At 48.5% G+C, this 24,102-nt stretch carries 25 protein-coding genes, 1 pseudogene and 1 CRISPR repeat array; of the genes and pseudogenes, 15 read left to right on the top strand and 11 right to left on the bottom strand.

Annotated features, from left to right (window positions below; translation table 11 throughout):
- The first annotated feature begins 14 nt into the window (after positions 1–14).
- Positions 15–896 (top strand): formylglycine-generating enzyme family protein, encoded by an 882-nt coding sequence (locus ACTS3T_RS02250; protein WP_377968020.1) that lies wholly within the window; start codon positions 15–17, stop codon positions 894–896.
- Between the two features lie 264 nt (positions 897–1,160).
- A pseudogene (locus ACTS3T_RS02245) lies at positions 1,161–1,467 on the top strand (Tn3 family transposase); the annotation flags it as partial.
- Between the two features lie 60 nt (positions 1,468–1,527).
- Here the strand turns inward: ACTS3T_RS02245 and ACTS3T_RS02240 are convergent.
- The 8 genes from ACTS3T_RS02240 to ACTS3T_RS02205 form a co-directional block, all read right to left on the bottom strand.
- Positions 1,528–1,830, bottom strand: a complete 303-nt coding sequence (locus ACTS3T_RS02240; RefSeq protein WP_462934715.1) for a hypothetical protein — start codon at positions 1,828–1,830, stop codon at positions 1,528–1,530.
- A 275-nt stretch (positions 1,831–2,105) separates the two neighbouring features.
- Positions 2,106–2,594: a hypothetical protein gene (locus tag ACTS3T_RS02235; protein WP_377968022.1), complete on the bottom strand. Its 489-nt coding sequence runs from the start codon at positions 2,592–2,594 to the stop codon at positions 2,106–2,108.
- Positions 2,594–3,388 (bottom strand): hypothetical protein, encoded by a 795-nt coding sequence (locus ACTS3T_RS02230; protein WP_377968023.1) that lies wholly within the window; start codon positions 3,386–3,388, stop codon positions 2,594–2,596. The genes ACTS3T_RS02235 and ACTS3T_RS02230 overlap by 1 nt, the downstream gene beginning before the upstream one ends.
- 125 nt (positions 3,389–3,513) lie before the next feature.
- Positions 3,514–3,900 carry a hypothetical protein gene (locus ACTS3T_RS02225; protein ID WP_377968024.1) on the bottom strand — a complete coding sequence of 129 codons (387 nt, stop codon included), beginning with the start codon at positions 3,898–3,900 and terminating at the stop codon, positions 3,514–3,516.
- 252 nt (positions 3,901–4,152) lie between these two features.
- Positions 4,153–4,317, bottom strand: coding sequence for a hypothetical protein (locus ACTS3T_RS02220; RefSeq protein ID WP_377968025.1), 165 nt, complete (start codon positions 4,315–4,317; stop codon positions 4,153–4,155).
- Between the two features lie 414 nt (positions 4,318–4,731).
- Entirely contained in the window at positions 4,732–5,013 is a 282-nt protein-coding gene (locus ACTS3T_RS02215) for a hypothetical protein (protein WP_377968026.1), read from the bottom strand.
- A complete protein-coding gene (locus ACTS3T_RS02210; protein WP_377968027.1) occupies positions 5,013–5,423 on the bottom strand; it encodes a hypothetical protein in 411 nt (136 codons plus the stop codon). Before ACTS3T_RS02210 ends, ACTS3T_RS02215 begins: the two co-directional genes overlap by 1 nt.
- A gap of 934 nt (positions 5,424–6,357) precedes the next feature.
- On the bottom strand, positions 6,358–7,002 hold the full coding sequence (locus tag ACTS3T_RS02205; protein WP_377968028.1) for a Uma2 family endonuclease: 645 nt from the start codon (positions 7,000–7,002) through the stop codon (positions 6,358–6,360).
- Between the two features lie 423 nt (positions 7,003–7,425).
- Between ACTS3T_RS02205 and ACTS3T_RS02200 the strand changes: the two genes are divergently transcribed.
- The 8 genes from ACTS3T_RS02200 to csb2 all read left to right on the top strand — a co-directional run bounded on the left by ACTS3T_RS02200 (position 7,426) and on the right by csb2 (position 16,741).
- Positions 7,426–7,971, top strand: coding sequence for a tyrosine-type recombinase/integrase (locus ACTS3T_RS02200; protein WP_377968029.1), 546 nt, complete (start codon positions 7,426–7,428; stop codon positions 7,969–7,971).
- Positions 7,972–8,027: 56 nt separating this feature from the next.
- Positions 8,028–8,255, top strand: coding sequence for a hypothetical protein (locus ACTS3T_RS02195; protein WP_377968030.1), 228 nt, complete (start codon positions 8,028–8,030; stop codon positions 8,253–8,255).
- Positions 8,252–8,683 carry a putative toxin-antitoxin system toxin component, PIN family gene (locus ACTS3T_RS02190; protein WP_377968031.1) on the top strand — a complete coding sequence of 144 codons (432 nt, stop codon included), beginning with the start codon at positions 8,252–8,254 and terminating at the stop codon, positions 8,681–8,683. Before ACTS3T_RS02195 ends, ACTS3T_RS02190 begins: the two co-directional genes overlap by 4 nt.
- A gap of 487 nt (positions 8,684–9,170) precedes the next feature.
- Positions 9,171–9,446, top strand: a complete 276-nt coding sequence (locus ACTS3T_RS02185) for a hypothetical protein (protein ID WP_377968032.1) — start codon at positions 9,171–9,173, stop codon at positions 9,444–9,446.
- Positions 9,447–9,600: 154 nt separating this feature from the next.
- The gene (gene cas3g, locus ACTS3T_RS02180; RefSeq protein ID WP_377968033.1) at positions 9,601–12,024 is read left to right on the top strand and encodes a type I-G CRISPR-associated helicase/endonuclease Cas3g; all 2,424 of its coding nucleotides are present in this window, start codon (positions 9,601–9,603) and stop codon (positions 12,022–12,024) included.
- Positions 12,017–14,263 (top strand): type I-G CRISPR-associated protein Cas8g1/Csx17, encoded by a 2,247-nt coding sequence (gene cas8g1 / locus ACTS3T_RS02175; protein WP_377968034.1) that lies wholly within the window; start codon positions 12,017–12,019, stop codon positions 14,261–14,263. Before cas3g ends, cas8g1 begins: the two co-directional genes overlap by 8 nt.
- Entirely contained in the window at positions 14,220–15,185 is a 966-nt protein-coding gene (gene cas7g, locus ACTS3T_RS02170; protein WP_377968035.1) for a type I-G CRISPR-associated RAMP protein Csb1/Cas7g, read from the top strand. Before cas8g1 ends, cas7g begins: the two co-directional genes overlap by 44 nt.
- On the top strand, positions 15,185–16,741 hold the full coding sequence (gene csb2, locus ACTS3T_RS02165; protein WP_377968036.1) for a type I-G CRISPR-associated protein Csb2: 1,557 nt from the start codon (positions 15,185–15,187) through the stop codon (positions 16,739–16,741). Before cas7g ends, csb2 begins: the two co-directional genes overlap by 1 nt.
- Positions 16,742–16,992: 251 nt before the next feature.
- Positions 16,993–19,306: a CRISPR direct-repeat array (repeat unit 37 nt; unit sequence GTTGCACCGTTCCTTATGGGAGCGGCTCCATTGAAGC).
- Between the two features lie 163 nt (positions 19,307–19,469).
- On the opposite strand, the gene ACTS3T_RS02160 is transcribed toward csb2, so the two are convergent.
- Together ACTS3T_RS02160 and ACTS3T_RS02155 are read right to left on the bottom strand one after the other, a co-directional pair.
- Positions 19,470–19,721, bottom strand: coding sequence for a ribbon-helix-helix domain-containing protein (locus ACTS3T_RS02160; RefSeq protein ID WP_377968037.1), 252 nt, complete (start codon positions 19,719–19,721; stop codon positions 19,470–19,472).
- A 2-nt stretch (positions 19,722–19,723) separates the two neighbouring features.
- Entirely contained in the window at positions 19,724–20,347 is a 624-nt protein-coding gene (locus ACTS3T_RS02155; protein ID WP_377968038.1) for an AAA family ATPase, read from the bottom strand.
- A gap of 412 nt (positions 20,348–20,759) precedes the next feature.
- On the opposite strand from ACTS3T_RS02155, the gene ACTS3T_RS02150 reads away from it, so the two are divergent.
- On the top strand, positions 20,760–21,047 hold the full coding sequence (locus tag ACTS3T_RS02150) for a hypothetical protein (RefSeq protein WP_377968039.1): 288 nt from the start codon (positions 20,760–20,762) through the stop codon (positions 21,045–21,047).
- 300 nt (positions 21,048–21,347) lie between these two features.
- Here the strand turns inward: ACTS3T_RS02150 and ACTS3T_RS02145 are convergent, their stop codons facing one another.
- Positions 21,348–21,941 (bottom strand): hypothetical protein, encoded by a 594-nt coding sequence (locus ACTS3T_RS02145; protein WP_377968040.1) that lies wholly within the window; start codon positions 21,939–21,941, stop codon positions 21,348–21,350.
- A gap of 295 nt (positions 21,942–22,236) precedes the next feature.
- Here ACTS3T_RS02145 and ACTS3T_RS02140 point away from each other — a divergent pair, with 295 nt between their 5' ends.
- The 4 genes from ACTS3T_RS02140 (at position 22,237) to ACTS3T_RS02125 (ending at position 23,948) form a co-directional block, all read left to right on the top strand.
- Positions 22,237–22,812, top strand: a complete 576-nt coding sequence (locus ACTS3T_RS02140) for a hypothetical protein (RefSeq protein WP_377968041.1) — start codon at positions 22,237–22,239, stop codon at positions 22,810–22,812.
- Positions 22,802–23,110 carry a hypothetical protein gene (locus tag ACTS3T_RS02135; RefSeq protein WP_377968042.1) on the top strand — a complete coding sequence of 103 codons (309 nt, stop codon included), beginning with the start codon at positions 22,802–22,804 and terminating at the stop codon, positions 23,108–23,110. Before ACTS3T_RS02140 ends, ACTS3T_RS02135 begins: the two co-directional genes overlap by 11 nt.
- A gap of 55 nt (positions 23,111–23,165) precedes the next feature.
- Positions 23,166–23,507, top strand: coding sequence for a hypothetical protein (locus tag ACTS3T_RS02130; protein WP_377968043.1), 342 nt, complete (start codon positions 23,166–23,168; stop codon positions 23,505–23,507).
- 63 nt (positions 23,508–23,570) lie between these two features.
- A complete protein-coding gene (locus tag ACTS3T_RS02125) occupies positions 23,571–23,948 on the top strand; it encodes a hypothetical protein (RefSeq protein WP_377968044.1) in 378 nt (125 codons plus the stop codon).
- Positions 23,949–24,102: the final 154 nt, after the last annotated feature.

Raw genomic sequence — 24,102 nt, 5'->3', positions numbered from 1 at the left:
TTAGTGAGGCTTCTATGGCTGCACCTCTAACGGCTAAGCTCGACCCCGTCATCACCTATCGCAATCGCACGGCTCAGTTCTTTTCTGAAGACTGGTTATCGCTAGAGGCGGGGCAAATTCCACTAGATATGGTCTATATCCCTCCTGGCAGCTTCTTGATGGGATCTCCAGAGCATGAGCAAGGCCGATATGCAAATGAAACTCCTCAGCACCTAGTCACGATTGCGCAGCCTTTCTTCATGGGTAAGCATCCGATTACCCAGGCTCAGTGGCGCGTAGTCGCTAAACAGCCTCAGATAGAGCATCAGCTAGATCCAGATCCATCCAACTTCAAAGGAGAGAATCGGCCTGTGGAGAAGGTTTCCTGGCTAGAAGCAGTTGAGTTTTGCCGCCGTCTAGAAAAGGCGACGGGTCGCCCTTACCGTCTGCCCTCAGAAGCCGAGTGGGAATATGCCTGTCGAGCTGGCACAACAACTCCGTTCCACTTTGGCGAATCCATCACTACAAACCTGGCTAACTATCGTGGCACCGATTGGGAATATGAGGGTAAAACCTATTCTGGAGCTTATGGTGATGGCCCTCATGGAGAGTTTCGGGAAGAGACAACAGACGTAGGCAGCTTCGACGTCGCCAATGCTTTTGGCCTGTACGATATGCACGGAAATGTATGGGAGTGGTGTCAGGACTGGTGGCATGACAGCTATGAGGGATCTCCTGAGGATGGTAGTGCTTGGCTGGCTCATGATGACGATGCTGAAGAAAAACGAGTACTGCGGGGCGGTTCCTGGGGCGGCAATCCTGTGAACTGCCGGTCGGCGGTCCGCTTCAGGCTCACACCTGACGACGGGGGCAGCGGCGTTGGCCTGCGGGTGGTGTGCGGCGTCGCGAGGACATAGCCCTTTGCCCTTTGCCCTTTTGCCCTCTGCGCAATTTTTTTCAGCGATTTTCTGAGCCGCTCCAAGCGCTGCTGATTTGGCAGTCAGCGGTAGTCTTTATTGACTGTTGTGTCAGTCTAGGATTGATTAAAGCCAAAAGCGGTAAATGACAAAGGCTCTGAGTGCCAAAACCGGAAGCTTACCTTTGCGATCCTTTAACTGGCTTGCAACGTTGCAACAACAATCAGCCGCTCCTCCTGGGATAGCTTAGGCAGCAGCAGCACCTTGGCAGAACTGGGTAGAGCCGTCAAAACGATCTTCTTCTGTCGTTATTTGCATTCCGTAGGAGATTCAGGAGGGGCTGAATGTGGTGGAGCGCTGGAACGGGGCGAATGACTTTATCTTCTACGGGCGCAGTGGCGAGTTTGCCAACAATCGGCGTGACCACCAAGAGCTAGCAGCTCTGGCATTGCATCTGCTGCAAATTAGTCTGGTATACGTCAACACCTTGATGATCCAGCGCGTGCTTAGTGAGCCGCAATAGTGGGCGCAGATGCAGACAGAGGACCTACGGCCGTTGACACCGCTCTTGTAGAACCATGTCACACCTTACGGCGCATTTAGATTAGATTTGAGCGATCGCCTGCTCTCCTTACTTCACCACACCCCCAACCTGGTTACCCTGCACCGTTTCAGCAAAGCCACCGCCGAACTGGGCACCCCGCAGGTCATACTTGACGGCTTCTTTCTCGGCCAGGGTTTGGATGATGCTTTGCAGTGCTTCGATCTGCTGACGCTGAGCCGCTAGCTGTTGACGGTACTCGGCTAAGAGCTGCTGGTACTCGGCTATGACAGCTTCATTATTAGCAGTGGCCGCTGCCACCGAGGTAGCCATCGGCTGGCGAGTTTGTGTATTGCCGTAGCTGGCAACCTCTACTGCCACAGGAGGTGCCACGAGCACGAATAAATTGTTGAAGGAAGCGCCACATGGCTGTTACCTCTTCGTGAGGATACGCCCCATTGTTCTGATAAATGCAGATATATCCGGCAGACCTGGTAACGGTTTCTCGATTGGCACAAGCTTACTGCATCACGAAGATCGGGCACTATCTGTAGATGTTGTTCTCGCCACTGATTCCAAACCTCAACACCCTGCTTCAGAATTGCTAAATGCTCCTCATTCGCCATCCCCTCATCTCCCCCAGAACACAGTAGCGATCGCCCTCACGCTCACCCATCCAAAAACGCTAAAATCTCGTGAACCGATCGCCGCTCATCAATCATTTGCCTGAGTCTCATCATCTTTCGCACTTTGACATACACCTTCTGCCGCCGCGTTTCTCCAGGTTGAATCACCTCATCCCAGCAGTAGTAGTAGCTGGTGGTGGGATTCTTTCGCTTCTTGTTGCCGACGCGCTCCTCCAGCCAGCCAGAGGCTTGACCTTTAGGGCTATGCCGTCGCTTGGGCGATCGCTGAGCAGACTGTTCTGGGGGAGACTCTTGTAAGCCCTCAGCTACTCGGCGGTTAAAAAGCTGTAGCTGGTCTTCCGAGCAAAACACCACATAGCCTGACTCGTAAGATGCCAGCGTTCCTATGCGCCCGTAAAACTGGCAGCGCTCACCCACGTTAACCTCAGTCAACAGTGGGCAAGGATTCTCGATTTCGTAAGGTTCAACTTCTGGCAATACCGCTAACTGCAGCCCTCGCAACCCTGCCATTACGCTACCTCCGCAGGAATCACCATTTCCTGCAAAAGCTCTAGCAGTTCATGAAGCTGATCATCTGTTAAAAGCGATCGCTCTCGCTTGAGAAACCACTGATACAGGTGGTCTGACAGCAGCGCTTCAGACCAGCCTAAACGGGCTATTTCGACATCTAAGGCAACCAGCAAGGGGGAAAGGTCATATAGATCAACCTCAAACACTTCCTGAGCCAATTCAGGCTGACTGAAAATTACCTTTGAGCGGGGTGGTGTTGGCAGATCTATCGGAACCGGGTTCAGCTTGGCTCTTAGCTCATCCCAAGGCAAGCCATTTAGCTCATGCCAGCGATACGGCTGTCCATCTGAGGCATAAACCCACTGCACATCATCGATCATCTGACCCCCCAGCACCTCACAGCCATGCTGCTTGGCCTCATCAAACCACTGGCTAAACTTTAGGTTTTGCTTACGCTCTGGCTCCCAAGCCTCCAAGATGGCTCGCTCAAGAAAGCGGGTTGGATATCGTACCGTTTCAGTCTTCTCTACTAGCGCTGTCACTGCCGTTTCAAGGCGACTGGGGTGAGCAGCGATCGCCTTCGCTAACTTCCGGTCTTCGAGTCTAACGCCTAGTTTTTTCGCTCGTTGGAGAATTTCATCGCGCTCATCAAGTGTCTTAGAGGTAGATTTTTGCCTTGTTGCAGCTTCATTTTGATCGTTTTCTGCTGGTTCTAACTCGACTGGCCATTGCTGCTCAGCAACATCTTCTTGATCGTTGTTTTTGGCTTTTTGATTTTCTTTTTTGAGACACACACCAGATTGTTCCTGGTTTGAAGTGTCTGGATCAGTATGAAATGTATGAAGAGTATGAGGCGATCCAGAACCTTCAGCCTGTGGGGGTTCTGGCGATCGCTTTTCGCAGTTTTGAGAATCGAGTCTCAGTTCTGCGAAAGTTTTCTCATTTTTGAGATTGGAGTCGCATTTTTGAGACTATTCTCTCGTCCGAGTAAATTGCGAAACTTGACATCTGCAACTTGAAAGTCGAACAGGCCATGCTCTTGCAGCTTGGCGATCGCCCGGTAAAACGTTGCTTTTGAGATGTCTACCGCAGCTAAGACTTCAACTAACGCTGGTAGCTGGTTATAGCGATCGCCAAAGGGATCGAGCGTTACTAGATAGCTCCACAACTCCCATTCTGAGCGGGTTAGATCGGCTTGGCGTAGTTTCCAAGCTGTTTCTGAAGTGAGCTGATAGTATCGAGTTCTTTCAACAATAGGGCCTTTTTGCGGAGTTGCCTCCACACAGTTTTGCGTCATAATAGTCATGATTGTGAATAGTCATGATTGTGATGACCTCTGAAGATAGGTGGTTTCTACAAACGAAGGTTTGTGGGTGTGCTGCTTTAGTGGTGTGGTTCTAATTCCTTGCCAGGTTTCGATGCCGCACCATCAGAAAGGTCTTTAGATTCCCTCGGAGTTCCTGTCCGGTGGAATCTTTGTTTTGGAGCAAATTCAATCTGAAATAAGCTAGACCTCCTTACTGTTACCCTTACAAGCATCTATTACTCAAAAGGATGTTCATAAGCACTCTTTCTGCGCAAAGTACAAGTTCAGTGCTTCTTCAATGATGTCGCTCAGCTTGCATTCGCGATGCACGGCTTCTATTTGGGCTTTCTTCTTGAGAGAAGGTCGCATCCTAACCATTTGGTCGCGTCGTTTCTCTACTAGTGCTTCTGTAGTCATCAATTCCTCTCCAAGTCATCTATCGGTCAAATGATCATATGACAGCAAGGTGTCTACATGCTTACCGCAACAAAAATTTTTCTAAATCAGCAGAAGCTGCTCTCAGCAGATGCTGCCCTTGGCTCCATAGTGCAAGGCATCTAAGATAGGTAAGAAAAATCCCTAAGAGTTGATTTCTAAAGAGAGTCTAAAGGGATGCAGCCCTTATAGAGATCTGCTCCTTAGATTGGATGTGTCCTGACTATTGCACGGCCATGAGTCGCCTCCCTGAAGCCGCCAACACCACACGAAAGCTGTATCCAAGCGATATGAGTGATGCTGAATAGGCTGTGATTGAGCATCGCTTTCCTACCCACAAAGGCTTCGGCCATCCTCGCGAAGTTCATAGGGCGACAAGGCCATTGAGAAGAGTTACTACTTAGCTAGTTCGCGCCACCAGGTAGCAGCTACAGCAAAATCTACAGTTTCAGTGATGCATGTAACCCCGGCGCGAGTGCCATCGAGTAATTGATAGTCAGCAGCAGTTGCTTCGGCCAGTTCTTCAAACTCCGAGGTTGATATTCGAGTTACCTTACCATCTCTGAAGCTCACTACAATTTCATCTGTGTCTGCTTCATAGTAGGCAGATATTAGGTCTGAAGGCGTAGCTTCAGGGGCTGATATTAATGCGTCATGAGAGGTAAGGATTGTCTTCATTAATCGTTTCCGTAGATTGAACTCCAAACTTCCCAGGCTTGTTCAACGTTCTGGGCTAATAGCTCAACATATTCTTGTATCTTAGATGCCTTGATTTTGCCTGACAGAATCTCGGTATCACCAAAGGATTTGCCGTAGTTGTCTTTACTGCCATCTGCTCGTTTACCAAGATAAATTCTAAGTTCCCATTCGGGCTTCATGGGGCTGGGCTTGACATGGATATGAGGAGGCTGATGGTCGCGGGTGTAAATCAAGTAAAGTAATCCGCCAAGCCTAAAGACAGTGACCATTACTTTTGACTGCGGTTGCAATCTGATAGGGGTCTTCTGACCGTAAAAATTTCTTGGATACTTGTCTACATTATGCTTGCCCTCACTCACGCCGTGATACTTCTGGTGAGACTCTGCCAACCCTATGCTCGTAAGCGATTCTACCTTTCTAGGGCGCTGACGGTGAACTACCCGGAGGGCATCACGCTATAGCCACCGGGAAGGCGGTATGAGACGGCAGAACTAGTAGGCGATACGCTGACGCTAGGGTTGCATCTGTTGGATGTGGTGGTGTTGCACTTGAGCGATCAGTGGGTGGTGGTTAGCGTGCGGTGATGGTCTTTCATTAAGACTTCAATCCGAGTTGCTTAAGGATGAATTGTGTTTATTTATGTTCACCTTAATAGCGGAACTATTTTTTTGAAAATCTACTTGCATTATCAATGAGCCATTTTCTAACTTGATTGCAGTCCAGCAGGACACTGCGAAGATACTGAAAACACACAAGGGAAAGGTGACCTGCCAAATAGGAAAGTAAAGTTGGGACTTTGTCTTTAGTTCTTGATCGCAGGTATTCTGGTGATTGTGTATGGCTGACATCCCGGACTTGAGCTTCACGGTGGCAGCTTTGTTCTTATTGAAACGACAGAACCTGAGAAAGTGTTTCATGTTTAAAGCCTCTGGTTGAATGCACATTGAATGCAGAAGCTGTTGCGAGGCTGTCAATATTTTTCCTAAAGCTTTTGAGATAAAAGGCAAGAAATTTGACAACATCGATATTGCTTAAAATTTAAAGGATAAGACAGATTTTTATTGAATAGGCTTGTTCTTTCTACTTTAGATAACTTACTCAGAAGAGGTTGTAGATAAGATTTGTGGGTACTTTCCAATAGAGCTTTTCACCAACTACCGAAATGAAAGGGCTAATCCCCTACGCGATCGCCCTCGCTGCCCTAGCCACCGTCGCCGTTGCCCAACAGCCCCCACGCCACAATCTTCCCCAGAACAAACGTAGCTAGCGACCACCCACAGATCTAAATCAATGCTGTGCGTTTTTTTAGGTAGTTTGAAACGTTCAATCAATCATTTGGCGAATCTTCTTACGAAAAGCTCGTAAAGCAGGACTTCTACCGCTCTGAAGACTCTGCTCAAAAACTTCCGCCACCAGCTCCAGAATTGGCAAGTCTGGGAAAATAGGGCTAGTAGTGGCTAACTGATATTCTCCGGCTTGTAGCGTGTAGATATTCAGCCGATTTTTCTCATAGCGCCAAAGTTCAGGGACACCCAGCGCTACATAAGCCTCAAGCTGAGTTTTGGAAGTGACATCTACTTCGATAGCTAAATCTGGCGGCGGATCAATGCTCAGATCAATGCGCCGCTTACCGCGCATTTGTGTCTGATGCTGAATATAAAAGCACTGATCAGGTTCAATGCCGCTCTCCATAGCGGCTTGCTTAAAGGTCGTAGAGCCAAAACACTCACAGTCAATTTCCAGCTCATCCAGCAGAATCTTAACCAGATCGCCCAATAGCTCTTTATCAACCTCGTGCTCTGGAGAAGGCATTCTGATTTCTAACGTGCCGTGACTGTAGGCAATCCGCGAGGCGCGAGTATCACCCAGTTCTTCTAAAATACGCTCAAATTGTGGCCAGTCTAGATTGCGAATGAGCAGCCGTTGACCTGAAGGAACATCCAGTTGCTGAAGCTGAAGCGTAATCATGAGGGTACCTGCAGAGTCTAGAAAACGCGATGCTCTGTTCTGATAGTAACCAGCCTGTTGGCTGAATTGATGCGATTGCCTACTTACGCCCCTGCCGCTCCAAAAATCTCTGCCGCTGTCAAAGTTAGCGCTGGAAACGTTTCAGCACCAGGCGATCGCTACCGCGAAACTGCTGCAACTGGTATTAAGCAGTGTTAACGCTTGCCCTGCGGTAGATAGCGCTACTTTGGTATTCCCAAACTTGTAAACATTGTTAACAGCGTTAGCACTGATGAATCGGTAGGTTGTAGCGATCGCCTTCAGTTTTGTTAACGAGAGTGATTCTTATTAGTGAGCAATTTTTTTAGCGGTTTCTACGGAAAAAGGCTGAAATACCTGAAAACTGGTTAAAATTCAGTTGGTAAAAGAACAGAAGACCAACTCATGCCGAAAGTAAACCGCAATGGTCAGGCGGCGGTGCTAGATGACGAAAAATTAGCGACGCTCTTTACGCATCTTAATCATCCCCATCGGCTACTATTTCAAATTTGCTACTACACGGCAGCACGAGTTGGGGAAGTAGTGCAGTTACAGGTAGATGACATTGCCGCAGGGCGCATCACCTATCGCGCCAGAAACACCAAAACTAGGCAAACGCGCAGCGTTGTGATCACGCCGCCCTTAGCTGAAGCTCTCAAAACTACACCACTGCCGAGCGTAGGCTATCTCTTTCCAGGGCGCTTTGGCGGACATCTTACCACTCAGGCGGCAGACAAAGCGCTGCGACAAGCTTGTGAGGATCTAACGCTAGAAGGTGTCAGTACCCATACTTTTCGGCGATCGCTGCTGACTAAGATGCACCGCCAGGGACATTCACTGCGGACGTTGCAGCAGATCACGAAGCACGCCGATATCGGTAATTTGGCAAAGTATTTAGATATTGGTCAGCAAGAGGCAGATGAGGCGTTGTGTGGGCTGTGGATGCAATAGTCTTGAGCTATTGAGTTCCTAGAATTGATACGAAAACATGCAAGCAGGTCAGTAGAATGAACACTATTTCAATTCCGGTTGAGCCTGAAATTCAAGCAGCTTTTGAACAGGCCAGTGAGGATGAGCGACGAGCACTGGCTCAGCTAGTGGGTTTATTTTTGAAGGAAGGGTGGGGCAACAAAAACCTGATTCAGGTAATGCAGGAAATTGGCAGTCGTGCTGAACAGCGGGGGCTGACGCCAGAGATTTTGGCGAATCTTTTAGCTGCCGATGAGCAAGCATGATGGCAAAGCTACGGTGTGTGCTGGATACCAATGTATGGGTAAGCGCTCTACTGCTGAAGAACTCTCTGCCATTTCGAGTTGTGGAGCGCACGCTTGCAGCAGGCATCGTTTTGCGATCGGCGGCGACGGCTTTAGAACTCATGCAGGTATTGAGCCGCAAAAAGTTTGACAAGTACGTGACAGCAGCAGAGAGACAGATTTTTTTGTCTAAATTTTTGCTGGAGTCTGAGTTGGTTGAAATACAAGAAGCGATCGCTGTCTGCCGCGACCCCAAAGACAACAAATTCCTAGAGTTGGGCGTAAATGGCAGGGCAGATTTTATTGTCACCGGGGATGAGGATTTGCTGTGTTTGCATCCTTTTAGGAATATTCAAATCGTGATACCTCAAGCATTTTTGCTGCTGACAGATGGGGAAGGAAGCCCCTGAGGATGAGAAGGCGGCGATCGCTCGATTGTAGTGGAAGATAGGGCAATCCAGACCTAGTAATAATTTCCGTACGGCTTTGGTGCTATATCTGAGTTGTGGCGGCTTGCTGTACTACGCTGACCTTTCCACGTTTTACAACGCGGCTCTATTGAAGCACGTCAGCTAACGAATGCTTTCCAGCAGTTGGCCAATTCTCCGCTCTATCTAGAGCGGCCCCAGAAATTGCTTTAATCCTGTGTTCACCGCTTCATTTTGTCTGAAACGCATCTTTTCCGTCACGTCAGCTAACGTATGTATTACCCAGTCACGTCAGCCAAAGTATGATTACCCAAATTTTCTAGCCAATCTCGAATTGATGGAGTATGTTTAAAGCAAAACAAGGAGCGCTACTGATAAAAGCAAGGAGCGCTCCTCTTCTGAAACCCAAACAGCGCATAGCTTGGCGGCAGCACTGTTTACAGATTTTTATTGCCAAGGAGGCAATTAAATGGATTATAACCAACTAAAGCTTAGTTTCTCGTTTTTAATTGCTGCGGGTATAACCACCAGAGAAGTTTATAAACGCCTTGAGTGCGATTTACCCAAGCACAAACGAGAAAAAATTATTAAAGAATTGGGAAGACATGCTCGACTCGGTCAAAGTTACGAGCTACATGCAAAAGCGGGAACAGGAGTTTGGTATGCGTTTCCGGTGCAACAGACTGCTACGGGTCGATACCTTTGGGATCTGTACTTTCAACAAGTAAATTCCTTAGTCGCTTGATTAATTGTTGAGTTCAGTTCAGCTTAGCGAAATCTTTATTCCTAAGCTGAACTAATTCAGAACATGTGAACTATACTGAGCGGTCAAGTCAGTCTGATTTTGAAAGCCTGACAGTTCACAACAACTCGCTATAGGCTGTTTCTTCAAAGCTTCTATGACTGATTTTGCTGAATGGTTTCACTCAATCACAGGCAATTTCCCGTTTCCTTATCAAGCTAATTTAGCCAATCGACCTACGTTGCCGTTGTTTTTGGATGCTCCTACAGGGGTAGGTAAAACAGCGGCGATCGCCCTTGGCTGGCTCTGGCGGCGTCATAAAGCAGATACCTCGATTAGGCGGCAGACACCGAGACGTTTGCTTTACTGCTTGCCGATGCGAACGCTAGTTGAGCAAACCTATAGCGAGATTGCAAACTGGCTAGAAAAAGCCGAACTCAATGAAGTAGTCGGTCTACACCTGCTAATGGGTGGAGCTGTTAGTCAAGACTGGGATGCATTACCTGATAAAGACTGCATCCTCGTGGGCACACAAGACCAGCTACTCAGCCGAGCGCTCAATCGCGGCTACAGTATGAGCCGCTATCGCTGGCCGATTCATTTTGCCTTGCTGAATAACGATTGTCTCTGGGTGATGGATGAAACTCAGTTGATGGGTGCAGGGCTACAGACGACTGCTCAGCTACAAGGCTTTCGAGAGAAACTAAAGACTTACGGATCCACGCAATCGCTTTGGATGAGCGCTACGCTTGATCGCGACTTACTTAGAACTGTGGACTACGAGCCTGATTCTGACAGCATCTTGACGTTAGATAAGCAAGATTTTGCTAGCGCTTTGATGCAGCGACTGGAGGCAAAAAAGCCACTACAAAAGGCGCAAACTGATTGGAGCGGAGATAGTAAGCCAGAGAGTTATGCCAAGTCAGTTGCCGAGGAAGTGATATCGGCGCATATCTCTGGCAAGCTGACGCTGGTTGTCTGTAACCGGGTGGATCGGGCACAAGCTATTTACAAGGCATTGAATAAGTTTGACCTACCTCGCTTGCTCATTCATTCTCGATTTCGCCCTCTAGACCGAGCGGCGCTAAATTGCCAGCTTAAAAATCATCAAGGCATCCTCATCGCGACTCAAGCTGTTGAAGCAGGGGTAGATATTGATGCAGCCGTTCTATTTACAGAATTAGCCCCTTGGTCATCGCTAGTGCAGCGGTTTGGCAGGTGTAATCGACGAGGTGAGCAAAATCAAGTTGCACAGGTCTATTGGATTGATACCCCTGATCTGAAGAAAAAGGGGGCTGCCTCTCCCTATGAAGCTGAGCCACTCACCGCAGCGCGATCGCTTTTGGAGAGCCTAACAGACGTAGGCTATCAAGCATTAAATCAGCTTAGGCTGCAAAACAAGATTCCTAAAGAGCAGCCTGAAGGATTGATTCCCCGTCGCCACGACCTCCTACAGCTCTTTGACACTTCTACTGATTTAGCAGGGCATGACATTGATGTCTCCTCATTTATTCGAGAAATAGATAACAATGATGTCTTAATTGCTTGGCGCAGTTGGCCGCAGACTGAAACGCCTAATCCTCCCGATAGTATGACCTCTCTACAGCAGGATGAACTCTGTCGAGTGTCTCTCTATCGAGCCAAAGACTTCATTAATAAATTGGCTAAGCAAACGCCTAAGCATTTTGGATGGGCTTGGGATGGCATGCAAGAAGCCTGGGTAAAGGCTCAGTCTATTTATCCAGGAATGTCGTTGCTATTGCACTGTGAAGCAGGAGGCTACTCAAATGACATTGGGTTTACTGGAGATCCGAAAGACCAGACAACTGATGTTGAGAAAGATAGCGAAACATTAGCCAATCAGCTAGATGCTGATAGTCGAGATCCGCTCACATCAACGGGGGCATTTATTACACTGCAAAAACATGCTCAGGACGTGGCCGAGGCAGTTCAAAAACTCTGCAATAGCCTCTCAATCTATGACTTCGCCAGCGATCGCCCTAACCTTGTTTCCTTACTTGAAAGAACAGGTCGCTGGCACGACTTAGGAAAAGCCCACGAAGCTTTTCAATCCATGCTGACGCAGCACGCGCCTGAGCGAAAAGATGAGCTTTGGGCTAAGACAGATCGCAGTAACAATCGTATGGCTTCGTCCCGTCGAGGCTTCCGACACGAGCTAGTCAGTGCTTTAGTCGCCTTGCAGGAGGGCGAAGATTTTCTCCTAGCCTATTTAGTGGCGTGTCATCACGGCAAAGTGAGAATGACAATTCAGCCGCGTCCGACTGAGCGGCCACCTAAGGATGTTCCCCGATATGCATTGGGCGTTTGGGAAGGGGATTCTGTCCCACCTGTTGACTTAGGTAATGGCGTCACGATTGCTGAGCAGAAACTTTCACTAGCCTGTATGCAGCTAGGAGAAAGTGAACAGATGCAATCGTGGACGGCACAGGCGATCGCCCTATTAGAAGAGTTTGGTCCGTTCAAGCTAGCGTTTTTAGAGAGTCTAATTCGTTTAGCGGACTGGCAGGTTTCTAAGCGCTACAACGAGGAAGCCCAGTCAGGAGAGGTGCGAAATGCCTAGCTTCCCTGAGTTAAAAGGCTGCACACCAGAGCCGCTTTCTAACTACCTCAAAGCTTTGGGCATCCTGCGTTTGGTAGTAGAGCAAAACGCGGATCCAAAGGCTAAAAGCTACTGGTATGGTAATTACTTTTGTTTGCAAACTGCGCTCTCAAAAGATGAGTTAACCCAGTTTTTTCTCAGCCAGTACAGACCAACGCCCCTGGTTGCCCCTTGGAACGGTAGCACGGGCTTCTATCCTAAAGACAAAGCTCAGAAAAAGCTCTTAGCGGCGTTTCAAAGCGCTGAGCCACAACGCTTTGGTATTTACGGCAAAACGATTGCGATCGCTCAGAAACAGGTTGAGGATCTCAAGCTAGAAGCTCAACCAAAAGAGCGTAGCGACAAACAACGGTTGCTGACTCGTTTGCGTAACAATCTACCCGATGAGGCAGTAAAGTGGCTTGATACCTGTGCCCTGATCACTTCTGAGGGGATAAGCTTTCCGCCACTGATGGGTACCGGGGGGAATGATGGCAACTTTGAGTTTAGTCGCACGTTCATGCAGCAGTTGCAAGTAGTAATGGATCTCAAAACAGGTGAGCCAACAGAGTTGGCTGAGCCATTACTGAGAGCAGCGATATTTGACGCAGTTGTTCCGGGGCTAGCTTTCTCTGGCAAGATTGGGCAGTTTAACCCCATTGCAGCAGGTGGTGCAAATGCATCTCCTGGCTATGATGCTGATTCTAGGGTGAATCCTTGGGACTTTATTTTGATGTTAGAGGGTACGCTGCTGTTCATCTCAGGAGCTACACGACGGTATGAGCATACCGCAGCAGCAGAAATGGCCTATCCCTTCACAGTTCGGTCTGCCACTGTAGGCTATGGCAGTGCTGCTGAAGCCGATAAATCTAGGGCTGAGCTTTGGACGCCCCTGTGGTCATCACCGACGGGTTTGAAAGAACTACAAAGCCTATTCAGCGAAGGACGCGCTAAAGTAGGCACTCGCACGGCAACTGATGGTGTTGACTTTGCCCGAGCAATTTCTAGCTTTGGCGTACGTATAGGGTTAGATGAGTTCGTTCGCTATAGCTTTCAAGAGCGAAACGGGCTGTCTTATTTTGCGATTCCCATAGGACGCTTTCAACCGCACCAAAATCATCGATCTTCGTTGCTAAATGAGATTGATAGCTGGCTACTGCGGCTCAAAGGGGAGGCACAAAAAGACACGGCTCTAGCTTCTCTCAGGCGATCGCATCGACAGTTGCAAACAGCCATTCTCAAGCTAGCCCAGCAGTCAACAGGACTGCTAGAGGTGCTAATCGCTCTGGGGCAGGTTGAAGCTACCCTAGACTTGTCGTTGCGAACTAAGGAGCAAAAATACCCAACTCCTATTCCTAGACTCAGCAAGGCTTGGGTCAGCGCCTGCAATGACAATTCGCCTGAATTTCGCTTGGCTCTAGCCCTCGCTGGACAAAACTTGCGAGAACGATTGGTTTGGGTTCGGTTCAACGAGAGAAATTATCCGCAATGGCAGAAAAGCGACGATGGTAAAACGATTTGGCAACATGGCACATTAATCAAAAACCTGATTAACTGGCTGAAGCGCCAAGAAATAGAGTGGTTACAACAGCAGAAGCGTGACTCACCAGCACCTGACAGTGAGGAGACGCGAAAGCAGCAGATGGGCTTTCCCATTGCGCCATTAGGTGATGTAGCGCTTTGGATTGCTGGCGCTGTTGACGAGGAGCGCATAGCCGCGATCGCGCGTGGCTTGAGCTTGGTAGACCTCAATAGTTTTGAGACAGAATATTCAGCCCCTTCAGCCGCCTATCCGGTACCCGCCGCCTATGCCTTGGTCAAGCTCGCGCATTATCGAGAGCTAACGAAAGCAAGGCTGAGCCGAGCTGTCCACAAAATTTTCTTGGTTCCCAAGGGCCAGTCTCCCAGTATTACTTTGTCAGATCAGCCTTTGCCGCATACACCTGGACTGCTGACTCACCTAGCAGCGGGAAACAGCTTGAGGGCAACGGAGCTAGCCGCTCGACGGCTTCATGCTAGCGGTTATGCGCCTGCTGTTCGTACAGGGCTATTTGAACCGGGCGATCGCCCTCAGCGTATTGCCGCAGCTCTAGCGTTTCCACTGGCTGACTGGGATATGGCGCGTCTACTGAAACAAGTTTGTCAATTGAATGCTCAACCTGATGATAAAGAACACAATGGACTTCTCAGCGCTGAAGGATCAAACGAGACTTCTGATTGAAGCAGACCTAGCCCCTTTACAAGGCACTCGCTTTCAACCAACAGGTTTTCCTGATCTAGGAACTGCTAGGTATAAGCTGCCGGGAGAAAATATAGAAATGGTATTGCTAGAGTCTCCTCAAAGCATTGCCAATCGTTTGGAAACGACAATCTGGGCAGGAACAGATGTAGTTGACTCACTCAAGGGTATTTCGTATGTGATTGTTCAGCAGGACGGGGAAGTGCTAACCAACTCGTTACTAGAGGCACACCGACTCAATTCTTATTACATTCTGGAAGGGACAGATAAAAGTTTTTTTAATCAGCTTAAAAGTGAGTTAGATTTTCCCTCCGAAGGCCCAGTTGATTTTCACAAGTTAGCAGTCGTGCTAGCCCGGTACGATATCAACTCACTGCTACACGGTATTTTCTTGGCTAAGAAAGAGATAGCAGGTGGTCGCTTTAAGTTAGCTCGTGCATTGTCTGGCTTTATTGAGGCTCGTAACATCGAAGTAGTGGCCTCTGGTGGGGTAAAAAATGATCTGGTCAATCCTTCTGCTGACGCCAAAAAAGGAGGAGGAAACATTCCTTTTCATCGTGAAGAGTATGCGGCTGAGAAAATCACGGCTTATTTCAGCCTTGATCTAGCCCAGATTCGAGGTTATCGCTTGGGTGTGGTCGTCGAAGACTTACTTATTGCGATCGCAATTTGGAAGATTCAGCGCTTTCTGGAGCGAGGGCTGCGGTTGCGAACCGCTTGTGATCTCGATTGCACTTCTGTTCAAGTTAAGCGACCTCAGAATGGTTTTGAGCTGCCAGATCATCAGGCGTTAACAAAGGCTTTGCCCAACTTGGTGCAAGCGGTGACAGAAGCAGGAATTTTTGCAGATCCGCCTGTGACTACGGTGCAATATCAGGCTGAAAAGGCAGGGAGCAAAAAGTAATGGGCGTGGGGATCTCCATTCGCTTTTTAGCGGGGCGCTACCACGCTACACCTTGGGATCACCAGGTTAATGAAGGGGTTGTAGAATGGCCACCTTCCCCTTGGCGAATTCTAAGAGCGCTCGTGTCAGCTTATTACCGCTTACCGAATCCACCGGAGCGAGTAGCCGTCAACTGCCTCATGACACAGTTAGCAGAAGAACTTCCTAGCTATGTGCTGCCTCAGTACACAACGGCGCATACACGACATTACATGCCCATTCGCAAAGAGGGTAAAAACAAAACTACCCTTGTGTTTGATACGTTTTTAGTGCTAGAGGGTGGAGCGCGATCGCCTGCTGAAATTCAAGTTTGTTGGCCTTCTATAGAGTTAGATGAGCCTGCACTAGAGCTATTGAAGCAGCTTTGTCAGCAGGTGAGTTATCTGGGACGGGCTGAGGCTTGGGCTGAAATGTCGGTGCTAGAGAGGTTACCTGATGAGCAAAAGATTAGTGCTCAGCCAATTACTGATACTGAAGAAACGCTCAAAACACGAGCAAGCGATCGCGTTGAGGTTTTAGCACCCCTAGATGCTAAAGGATTGGAGGGCTTTCGGGCAGCATTGACGATCCTGCCTAAGTCTAAGAAAAGCAAGGTCAAATGGAAAGCTCCAGTCAATGTACTAGAGGCATTAGAAGTAAACGTCGCAGATTTGCATAGCCAAGGCTGGAACGGTATTCCTGGTAGCTGTTGGGTTCCTTATTCGCTTAAATCCAATTCAGTGGTGAAACAACAAGCTACTCCGTTGTTTCCTACCCCTAATTTTGCTCGTTACGCTCTCGTCTCCAATGTTTTGCCCAAGTTAACTGAAGCGCTATCTGTAGGCGATCGCTTTCACACCGCACTGACAAGCCGTAGCAAAGATGAGGATTCACTTGGTGAATCCGTTTTTTCAGGTAGAGATGAGAAGGGACAGCCGCTAGTAGGGCATCAACATGCTTTTTTCTTGCCAGAAGATGCAGATGGTGACGGTAAGATTGACCATGTAATAGTCTATGCCAAAGGTAGGTTCAATAGCCGTGCGGTTGAAGCTTTAGCAAGGCTGCACAAAGTATGGAATCGAGAGGGGTTAGATTTACGAACAATCTTAGTTTCCCTTGGAAACATAGAAGACTATTATCAAGCCAATATACCGATTATTAGTAAAGCGAAGATTTGGAAAAGCTTAACGCCATTAGTTTTACCTCGACACCCTAAAGTAAATCGACGGGGTGAGCCTAAGTTTTATCCAGAAACTCAGCATCAGATTGATGGGCCAGAAGATCAGGTTTGTCGGCTTTTACAGCAGCTTCTCCGCCACCCTTGTAAGGTTGAGGTTGAGCCACTTGAAACTAACACCAAAGTCTCTGGCTACTACTGTAGTCAGTTTCAGCTACAGCGGCAGCGTGGTGGTGGGAGAAAGGGGAGCAAACGTGGCTATGGCTTTAGACTCGTGTTTGACGAGCTTCAAGAAGGGCCAATTGCCTTGGGTTACGGTTCACACTTTGGACTAGGTCTGTTTGTAGCGGATAAGGTTTAAGAGTTGCGCGGGTGGAGGGGTGTTTTGAGCAATAGATATCAAAATTGCCCAGAACTTAAGCACAACAATCGTTGTAGCGAAAATGCTCAGAAATTGATCCGCGCAAACTCTCAATTCTTTACACAGCAAGCTTTTCGGAGTTTTGAGAAGTTGAAAAGCAGAGAGATATCATACAATTGTTGCCAATCTAGAGTAGGTTCGCGCAATTGCACCTTGAAAACTTCATACTCTAAAGGTTTTAGAGGCCCGCAGTTGCACCGTTCCTTATGGGAGCGGCTCCATTGAAGCAGGTTTTTCATTGCTTTCCTTTGAGGGTTCCATAGTTGGTTGCACCGTTCCTTATGGGAGCGGCTCCATTGAAGCCTGAGTAACCCAAAAAGCCAGCCAAGAGAGAAGAAAGCTTAAGAGAGTTGCACCGTTCCTTATGGGAGCGGCTCCATTGAAGCCCTACCGCCCCTGAAATCGAAGCCGAGCTAGTCCTGTTGCACCGTTCCTTATGGGAGCGGCTCCATTGAAGCTAGCCTGCGGAAAACTTTTTGATTCCGGTATATGCCGTTGCACCGTTCCTTATGGGAGCGGCTCCATTGAAGCAGCAACCTTCAGCTCCCGCGTGAATTTGATAAAGTTCACTGGTTGCACCGTTCCTTATGGGAGCGGCTCCATTGAAGCGAGCAAGAGGGGGGCAGGCGAGGGAATATTATTTGTTTCAAGTTGCACCGTTCCTTATGGGAGCGGCTCCATTGAAGCATGGAGTGAACGCGCTTCATGGAACTGAAGTGTTATGTTGCACCGTTCCTTATGGGAGCGGCTCCATTGAAGCAAGATTACTAATTGCGACGGACGCTTGGTCTTGGTTGCACCGTTCCTTATGGGAGCGGCTCCATTGAAGCAGCAAAACAAGCATTTGCTTTGGCGACTGGACAGGCAGCGGTTGCACCGTTCCTTATGGGAGCGGCTCCATTGAAGCATCTAGGTTGGCTTCACCAATCTCTAGCATTGACGTTGCACCGTTCCTTATGGGAGCGGCTCCATTGAAGCCTTCTTTTACGGCCTTTAGTCGCTGAGCTACCTGAGCCTGAGGTTGCACCGTTCCTTATGGGAGCGGCTCCATTGAAGCAGACATGGTCAGCCTCCTACTATTTATGCCATTGGTTGCACCGTTCCTTATGGGAGCGGCTCCATTGAAGCCCTATACAAACTGCCACGCTATCTCTGACGAAAAGTTGCACCGTTCCTTATGGGAGCGGCTCCATTGAAGCAGCTGGAGAGAACTACAAAAAAACCCTTTCCTGCGTTGCACCGTTCCTTATGGGAGCGGCTCCATTGAAGCTTCGTCTGTGGGGTACTCGGCATTTGAGAATACTTTCTCGTTGCACCGTTCCTTATGGGAGCGGCTCCATTGAAGCGGTAATTGGATTGACGAGGTCTATCAATTTGGACAGTTGCACCGTTCCTTATGGGAGCGGCTCCATTGAAGCCTCGGCAGTGCTATGACTCTGTTTTTGATATTCGGTTGCACCGTTCCTTATGGGAGCGGCTCCATTGAAGCTGGGGCAGTTGAGATCGACTCTATAACCCTTGGTGGTTGCACGTTGCACCGTTCCTTATGGGAGCGGCTCCATTGAAGCCTAAACGGATAGTGTATTCGGCTGCGCCTGATGCGTTGCACCGTTCCTTATGGGAGCGGCTCCATTGAAGCCAATCTCGGCACCGATCGCAGTCTTTCAATCAAATGTTGCACCGTTCCTTATGGGAGCGGCTCCATTGAAGCTTTTGACATACCAATGAGTAGTAATCGATGGGCGTTGCACCGTTCCTTATGGGAGCGGCTCCATTGAAGCCTTACTACTGGCAAAACGAGCAAGGCGGCGAACTAAAAGGTTGCACCGTTCCTTATGGGAGCGGCTCCATTGAAGCGGCAACTTCTCAGCCGTTAAAACAGCCGCAAAGGAGTTGCACCGTTCCTTATGGGAGCGGCTCCATTGAAGCGCCTCACCAGAAAAGGTTCACGAATGCTGTACGCCAGGTTGCACCGTTCCTTATGGGAGCGGCTCCATTGAAGCCAAGTTCAACAAGCAAAAGAAAATGTTAGTAGCTGTTGCACCGTTCCTTATGGGAGCGGCTCCATTGAAGCCCGTCTTTTCGCTGCCAAGATACCGTAGTCATACCGTTGCACCGTTCCTTATGGGAGCGGCTCCATTGAAGCCAAGTTCAACAAGCAAAAGAAAATGTTAGTAGCTGTTGCACCGTTCCTTATGGGAGCGGCTCCATTGAAGCCCGTCTTTTCGCTGCCAAGATACCGTAGTCATACCGTTGCACCGTTCCTTATGGGAGCGGCTCCATTGAAGCCAGCTAACCGGACGCGCCAACTACCAGCAATATTGTTGCACCGTTCCTTATGGGAGCGGCTCCATTGAAGCTCCCTAGAACCAGGTGACAGCATTAAGGTGATGGGGTTGCACCGTTCCTTATGGGAGCGGCTCCATTGAAGCAATCCAAGCATGAGGGTGTGGAACTTCGCTCCTTTTGTTGCACCGTTCCTTATGGGAGCGGCTCCATTGAAGCTGCTAGCTGTGCGGGCGATCGCCCTTTGCTCTTTTATTCAAAAATGCTTGTCTTAGTGCCAGATACTTTGCTATCAAACAATCTTGCTATTTTAGTAGCAATTTTAAGTGCTTACACAAAAGCATTTTCAGCTTGTTTAATTAAGCTGACTGATAGCTTGCTATCAAGCTATCGGCGGCTTGCCATACTTTGTAAACAAATCATTCACTGCTTCAAGGAGCAGATCGTGCATAGGCTTTTCTACATCAACTGCTAAGCGTTTGAGCTGTTTGTGTGCCCCCGCGCCAAGCCGTAGCGTTTGACCAATGCGTTTTTCTTCTTTCTCTGAGGCGGCAGCTTGTGCTGATGGGGAAGGCGGGGAGGTTACACCCTTTTGGAGTGTGAGATCAGTAAGGCTAGGTTTCGGCTTTGCCATAGTTATACTCCAAGTTGCTGCTTAATCCATTTCCAACTGTCGCGGATTTCTCTCGCTGCCTTGCCACTGGGTTCAATTTCTCTGGCGGTACGTCCATCGATCATTGAACGGCTGAAGGCGATCCGGCTAACGATATAGATAGGACAAATAGTGAGGCCATACTGCCCTAAAACCTGTGTTGCTTCGTCAGCGATAGTTGAACCAGCGGGACTTTGATTTAGAATAATCACCGCAGCAGCTCCTACGCCTTCAACTAGCTCAACACTGGCGCTAATCGCTTCAATATCGAGTACAGAAGGTCGCACGGGAATGACTACGAGATCAGAAACACGAGCTGCATGGACGGCGATCGCGTTGATGTCAGGTACCGTATCAATCAGAACAAAGTCTACATCTTCGCTTTTGCAGGCTTCTAGGTGGTCTTGAACTGCTTCTGGCCCAGACTGAATCAGCAGGGGTGAGTTGGCTTGTCGTTTGCTGTACCACGATGAGCAAGAACCTTGGGGGTCAAAGTCGAAGATAACGGCGCGACGCCCTTTCGTTCGCTCTGCTTCTACAGCCCAGTGTGTTGTGAGCGTCGATTTGCCCGACCCACCTTTACGAGTTAGCAAACTAATAGTTTTCATGTGCTTTGATAGCAAACTATCTTGATAGCTACTTAATGGTATGCGTAAAGTCCTTTAGAAACAAGCCTTCAAGCTTCAATTAATTAATAGCTTAGTAGCGTGATAGCAAAGTATCTTTCACTCAAAGAGCCAGCGCCGATAGTAGCTGGCGTGAGAGTAGATCGAGATTAACTAAAGCGCATCGAGTTTAAGAGTAGATCATTGTTGTTTGTGAAGATTTGATATTTTACTATCAAAGTAGCTTGCTACCTCTATATATTTTCGCCTCAAACTCCAATAAAATCAGTATTGTTCGTGTTTTGAGTTTTTTGATATTTTGGTATCTTGCTATCAAAGTAGCAAATTGATCTCAGTTAGTGAATCAGCTTTAAATTTTCACTGGCGGTCTACAGCTCTATAAAGGTTTTTCATCATGGCGAAGCGTGGATGGCTCAATGACAGAGATTTACCCGGTGATTCTGACAAGCGACTGTATTTTGCGCTTAACCTAAAAGAAGGGCTAACCCCAGCAGGCGTCATTGAGGATTGGGGAGACTACAACAATGACTACCCCGATAAGGCTCATGACGATGCAAACGCAATTTCTAAGAACCGTCATTCATCCGGCTTTGGGGTATCCTCACCAGAAGAGGTACAAAGGTACTATGACTCTGGTAATAGTGCTGATATCGACATTAAGATTCTGGGGGACAGTCAATGAGATTGATCATCGGTGAACAAGTTTTAGACCTATTGGTATCGAATCCAGACTATACAAGCCTTCCCACTGGGCAAGCTGACATCTATAAGCTGTTTCTCTCACTGTTCCAAAACAGTGAGGGTATTAAGGTAGAAGAAATCAAGGTAGATGAGAACTCCTTAATCGAGAAACTGGGTTTCAAGTCTCGCCTACCTTTAGAATCCAGAATTGAGCATTTAGCTGCAAGAGAACTACTGAAGGTCAGTCCCAAACCTGTCTTAGTCGCTGCCTAGAGGGGCGATCACGTTTGAAGCGCTTCAGTTATGGCAGCTTCTCAACTTTCCATTCAGATTCTTTACCACCGCTGCTCGTGCGAATGAAGCGAAAGCCGTAGCGCTCAAATGTCTCGCCCGTTAGTGTAGATAAGCCTAAGAGGGCTGCTAGCTCAGAAGTTGGCAACCGCCAGCCGCGTTCGGCAATTTCATCCAATGCTCGATAGCGCTCTAGGCGATCAGGCTTTTGATTTTGAAGGATAGCTGCTAGGAGAGCCAACAGTTCACTGTTGGGCTGAACAATACGGCTGTCCTGCGAAAGCTTGTCTTGTCCGGCGGGATAGTCCTGCGAGTCAGACAGGATACTAGCCTCTGAAAAGGGCGTAACCAGATTTCCCCCTTTAAGGCTCTGAGCGGCTGCTTCGATGCTAAAGCCACTGCTGACAAGTTGATGCACTCGATCAAGGGCAGCTAGCATTGCAGCACCCACATAGGCTTTATTGCCTCGCTTGTAGCGTCTTAGGGATGTGTGTTTCTCAATCGCCTCTATTCGCTTGTAGGTTTGCGATCGCGCTACGTTATAGCGATCAGGTAGCGAAGAGAGTGGAATCTCGTCGATATCAGCAGAGAACTCCTCAGTCATCAGTCATTCGTGAGCCAGTGTCTTTACCACTGACACTGTAAACAGTTGAGGCTGAGAAATTGTCTTGTCCTGTCAAGTTGAATGTTTTTGTCCTTATCCACCGGATTTTTCTATGGCTTTTCATGCAAGCATTTCAGTGATTGTTTTGTTCAAAAAATAAATATTTGTCCACTCACACAGGACAATGTTGTTGTACTATCCATGTACGGGCGTACACCTGATCGAACATTCCACCGAACATCAGATGCACAGACCCCGTACAGCTTGAAACCCTTAGAATAAGAGGCTTCTACTTATGAATAGTACAAGAGCGAACGGTACAACGAACGTGCAGTCGTACAACGCCGTACATTACACCGCACAAGCGATCGCCAACGAACTGGGTGTCAGCGAAGCGACCGTTAGAAATCGCTGGTTTAACTGGATCGTCAAAGTTGCCCCGGAAGCGCTGCTGAAGGAAGGTAAAGGCTTCACTGAGCTAGCACGATCGCTGTTTGCTGAGTTTGCCCAGGTGCCTAAGCAGGCGCGGCAGCAGTGGGTGGTTGAAGCTAAAGCCCACTATTGCCAAGAGTGGGGCAGCGCTGGGGTGATTGAAGGTGAGCTAGTACCCGATGAGGTTAGCGGAGCGCTAGCGCTAATTCAGACTCAGAACAGTAACCTACAGCAGTCCTTAGAGGTTGAGTTAGCCGACGTGCAGGCATTCATTGAGCAGGCTAATACAGCAGAGGTCGATTTCTCTGAGGCCGAGCTGCAAGCCTACAAAACGGCTGGCGCTAAGCGGGGCATTGCCCGGTTCAAGCTTGAAACTCAGACCGAGCTGGAGGTGCTAAATGCGCTCAGACAGCAGCGGATGCAGGGCAATGCGAACTGAGCTAGGATGTGCGATCGCCCTCTTAATGGTGGGTTGCTCTAGCTTGCCAACGGCTGAACCGGATGCCCCCCTTGAAACTCCGTCGATTACTCGTAGTGGCATGGGCTATCTAACACCAGCCGAAGCCGCGTACATGGGTGAACTGGCATGGCCTCAAACCTATAGCGCGATGAAGGGCACCTTTGGCGTAGCACATCGCAGCACGGACACAGCAGATGTTTACCGCGTAGAAAGCACTAATCAAGAAGTTTGGGTTTTCTACAACGGTTCTACAGCCATCCGGTATGAAGTGCGCTGAGAAAGGCGATCGCGCTGTAGATAATTAAAAATTTGGTTTAGCAAGGTTAAAACTCATGGGATTGTTTGGACGCAAGAAACGCGATGATGATGACGATCGCAGCTTGATTGAAATCAGTAACGACAAAGGCGACCACTGGGTAGCTGACATTCCAACTAAGGATGTCAAAGACACCGAAAAAGCTTTACGAAGTGCAGGTGTGGAGCGAGATAAGGACGATCAGCTCCTACAGCGCTATGACGCTAAGCGTGTTGTCGATAACCGTGATTCAGAGCAGTATCGCTATCATTCTGATCGTGTTGTTGACGAGAATGAGGATTTAGAAGACTCCCACGACCAAGAAGAAGATACGAGTGATAACGAGCGCTCTGAGCAATCTGCTTGGCGCTGGTGGTAGCAGCCTTTGTTAAAGTGTAGGAGTATCCTTGTACTCCCGCAATGTTCTGCTTAGGAGTTAACTATGACCTACACGCGCCACAATCACATTGAGAATCTAGCTCTCGATTACGAGCATGATTCAGCTTACGAGGACTTTGAAATAGACCAAGCTGATTTAGAAGCCGCTGCTCAAACCAAGCTGATTTTACAAGGGGAGACTTTTACGGGGGTGCTGGAGGACTGTTCTTACATTTCTGTCGATCCACAATATTTTGGGGAATTGTCAGTCGGCCAGCGTCGTCTGTATGAAATTCTGCTGTCCCTTCAGGAGAGCGCTATATACTCGGTTACAACAATTGGTAGGCTGACCCAGGCTATGGACTTAAAAAACCCACTAGCTTGCGGCAAGCGACTAGAAAACTTACAAGCGTTAGGAGTTATATCTGGCTTCAGAGGATAAGCCTAAAGCCTGTCCTCTCTTCCCCTCAGCCAAACAGTTGAGGGGATTTTTGTTGAAAGCGATCGCTTTTTAGCTTCCCGGTATTTACCCCATCAGCCTCTAGTTTTAGACATATGAGCCGCTCATCAGCGTGTTCTCAGACTTCTCAGCAACC

This window comes from Almyronema sp. (genome assembly GCF_052168255.1).
GTDB classification, from domain to species: Bacteria; Cyanobacteriota; Cyanobacteriia; order Phormidesmidales; family Phormidesmidaceae; genus Sphaerothrix; species Sphaerothrix epifaneia.
Note: the sequence above shows the minus strand (reverse complement) of the source record. Positions and strands in the feature narration are given on the sequence as shown.